The sequence below is a fragment of the Nocardia pseudovaccinii NBRC 100343 genome, assembly GCF_001613225.1.
GTDB classification, from domain to species: domain Bacteria; phylum Actinomycetota; class Actinomycetes; order Mycobacteriales; family Mycobacteriaceae; genus Nocardia; species Nocardia pseudovaccinii.
Genome location: NZ_BDBY01000381.1, coordinates 1 through 2969, shown reverse-complemented (window position 1 = coordinate 2969; position 2969 = coordinate 1). Strand labels below are relative to the sequence as shown.

The window sequence follows — 2969 nt, the reverse complement described above, 5'->3', positions numbered from 1 at the left end:
GATCTTCCGCGCGTTGCGGGGTGTCTCCTGTGTCGAGTGTCGCGCCGGACGGTGCAGTCGGGGTGCGACCGGGTTCCGCTCGCACCCCGAGCAGTGCGGACGCTCAGGCCGGGGTGTACTCGGCCGCGACGTCGAGGATCCAGGTGATGCCGAAGCGATCGCACAGCATCCCGGAGGCGGGTGCCCACTGCGCCGGGCCGAATTCCTCGATGACCGTCGCACCGTCCGCGAGACGTTCCCACAGCGCGCCGACCTCGTCGGTGGTCTCGCCGCGGACCGACAGGAAGAACGGCTCCGAGGTGAAAGTGGTGCCGTTCTCGCGGCGGGTCGTGGGAGCGGCTGGTGCGGCCGGTTCGTTCTCGCCGGGCACGTCGTAGGCCATGACCCGGAAGCCGTTGTCCGCGATGACCTGTCCGAATACCACCTTGGCGGCGTCGGGCAACCCGGCGGGCATCCCGAAGTCGCCGTAGGTGGCGATGGTGATCTGACCGCCGAACACCGACTGGTAGAACTCCAGGGCCGCACGGGCCTGTCCGTGGAAGTTCAGGTGGGCAACAGCGTTTACCGACATGGTGATCGGAGTCCCTTCGGAAATTGGTTCGCGCCGGAGGGTTCCGGCGACGAGGGCGACTCTGGCATCGGTAGCGGTCAGGGAATGTCCGCTTCTCATGGCAGTCTGGCCGACATGCCGAACGCTTCTTCGACGGCGACCTCCCGCCGCCTGCTCTCGCTGCTGTCGATGCTCCAGGTCCGACGTGATTGGCCAGGGGTTGTGCTCGCTCGGCGGCTCGGTGTCAGTGAACGCACGGTGCGGCGCGACGTCGATCGCCTCCGCGGGCTCGGTTACCCCGTCCGGGCGGTCAAGGGACCGGAGGGTGGTTATCGACTCGAGGCGGGCAGCGAACTGCCGCCGCTGCTGTTCGACGACGATCAGGCGGTCGCGCTGGCCGTGGCGTTGCGGATCGCGGCCGGGACGGGTGCGGATATCGAGGAGTCCGCCGCGCGGGCCCTCGCTACCGTCCGTCAGGTCCTGCCGTCCCGCTTGCGGCAGCGCGTCGACTCCCTCGAGATCAGCGCGGTCGAATCCGCTGAGCGAGGGGCCGATCCCCAAGCTGATACCCACGTGCTGTTCGCGCTCAGCGCTGCCATTCGATCTGGCGAGGAGGTGCGGTTCGACTACGAGTCTGCGGTGGGGACGGACGACGCCGGTCTCCGGCCGCCGCGACGGGTGCAGCCCCACCACCTCGTCGTCCGGAACGGACGCTGGTACATCATCGGATGGAATCCGGAGCGCGGGGACTGGCGGATCTACCGCGCCGACCGGATGACTCTCCGTGTCCCCAACGGACCGCGCTTCACACCCCGGACGGTGCCGGGCGGTGATGTCGCCGCCTTCCTCTCGGCCCGATTCAAGGGTTCCGAAACCGTGAACGTCTGGCCGTGCCGCGGTGAGGCGATCCTGGATATCCCTGCCGCACAGGTGATCCCGTTCGCCGGCGACGGTATTGTCGAGGAACTCACCCCCACCCGAACCAGACTGCTCGCCGGTTCCTGGTCCTGGGCAGCCCTGGCCGCAACCTTGGCACGGTTCGACACCGAGATCGAGGTCATCGGCCCGCAGTCACTACGCGACGCGTTCGCCGGCCTCTCCGGTCGCGCAGGCCGCGCCGCCGGACTGAGCTGATCCTCCGCGGCGTGGTATCCGCTGTTCGTGGAAGCCTCAACGGCTGAGAGGTACCTACCCGGTTGGTGGTGGATCTCTCCGAGCGGCGGGCAGTAGCGGCCCGCATGTGAGGGCATCCAGGATCCTCGATGAGATCATGGCGAATTCTCGAAGAACCTTCCCGCCGCTGGGCCACTTCTTTGGATCGCGTGTCCTAGAAGACCAAATGGCCCTGGCGCGGCGCATGACCCAGGGGCACGCTGGCTGTATCCGCGGTGCTGGCTAGCCGCGGCGGAAGGAAGGGACCGCATGGATACGGTGACCGGGAGCGCGGACGTCTGGGCGGCGCCGGTCCCCACCTCACCCTTGCTTGAGCGGGTTCGGCAAGGGGTTATCGGTGAAGGCGAGGTCTTGGACGGACCCTATGGCCGACGCCGGATCACCTACGCCGACTACACCGCTTCAGGGCGGTCGCTGGATTTTCTCGAGGACTTCATCCGCAGGCAAGTCTTACCGCGATACGCCAACACCCACACCGAAAGCTCCGGTACCGGATTGCAGACCTCACTGCTGCGCCAGGACGCACGCCAGATCATCCACGACGCGGTTGGCGGCACCGAGAACGACCTGGTGATCTTCTGCGGGTCCGGGGCAACGGCGGCGGTGAACAAATTGGTTGGCATTCTCGAGCTCCGCGTACCGTCAGGGCTGGCCGCGCGCTACCAGTGGGGTGGGCGGGTACCCGATTCGCAGCGGCCGGTGGTGTTCATCGGCCCCTACGAACACCACTCCAACGAGTTGCCATGGCGGGAGTCCATCGCCGACCTGGTGGTGATCGACGAAGACGCTGGCGGTCACATCGACCAGGGACAACTCGCGCACCGGCTGATCCACTACGCGGACCGACCTCTGCGTATCGGTAGCTTCTCTGCCGCCTCCAACGTCACCGGCGTCTTGTCGGACACCGATCGGATCGCCACCCTGCTTCATGAGCACGGCGCGTTGTCCTTCTGGGACTTCGCTGCTGCCGGTCCCTATGTTCCGATCCGGGTGCGGGAGAGCGCTCCTGGTCGTGGCGACCATAAGGATGCGATCTTTCTCTCGCCGCACAAGTTCGTCGGCGGGCCCCAGACTCCTGGCGTCCTCGTGGTCCGTCGTGAGTTGGTGCGCAACCCCGTGCCCACCGTGCCGGGAGGGGGCACGGTGGCGTTCGTGGACCCGATCGGGCACCGATACCTCGATGATCCTGTTGCCCGGGAAGAGGGCGGAACCCCGGCGATCATCGAGTCGATTCGCGCCGGGCTGG

The 2969-nt window shown here is 67.2% G+C and carries 3 protein-coding genes; 2 read left to right on the top strand and 1 reads right to left on the bottom strand.

All coding sequences use genetic code 11. The features are described 5' to 3' along the window. Positions 1 to 103: 103 nt before the first annotated feature. Complete coding sequence (locus NP3_RS41295) at positions 104 to 670, bottom strand: VOC family protein (protein ID WP_373864823.1); 567 nt, start codon at positions 668 to 670, stop codon at positions 104 to 106. A gap of 15 nt (positions 671 to 685) precedes the next feature. On the opposite strand from NP3_RS41295, the gene NP3_RS41290 reads away from it, so the two are divergent. Continuing rightward, a complete protein-coding gene (locus NP3_RS41290; RefSeq protein ID WP_063047140.1) occupies positions 686 to 1684 on the top strand; it encodes a helix-turn-helix transcriptional regulator in 999 nt (332 codons plus the stop codon). Positions 1685 to 1972: 288 nt separating this feature from the next. Next, positions 1973 to 2969: aminotransferase class V-fold PLP-dependent enzyme (locus NP3_RS41285; protein WP_157124900.1), on the top strand; the 997-nt coding region annotated here is incomplete at its 3' end.

Bases quoted from the DNA above. Each gene is read 5' to 3' on its own strand.
- NP3_RS41295 (WP_373864823.1), bottom strand. From the start codon at position 670: ATGAGAAGCGGACATTCCCTGACCGCTACCGATGCCAGAGTCGCCCTC.
- NP3_RS41290 (WP_063047140.1), top strand. From the start codon at position 686: ATGCCGAACGCTTCTTCGACGGCGACCTCCCGCCGCCTGCTCTCGCTG.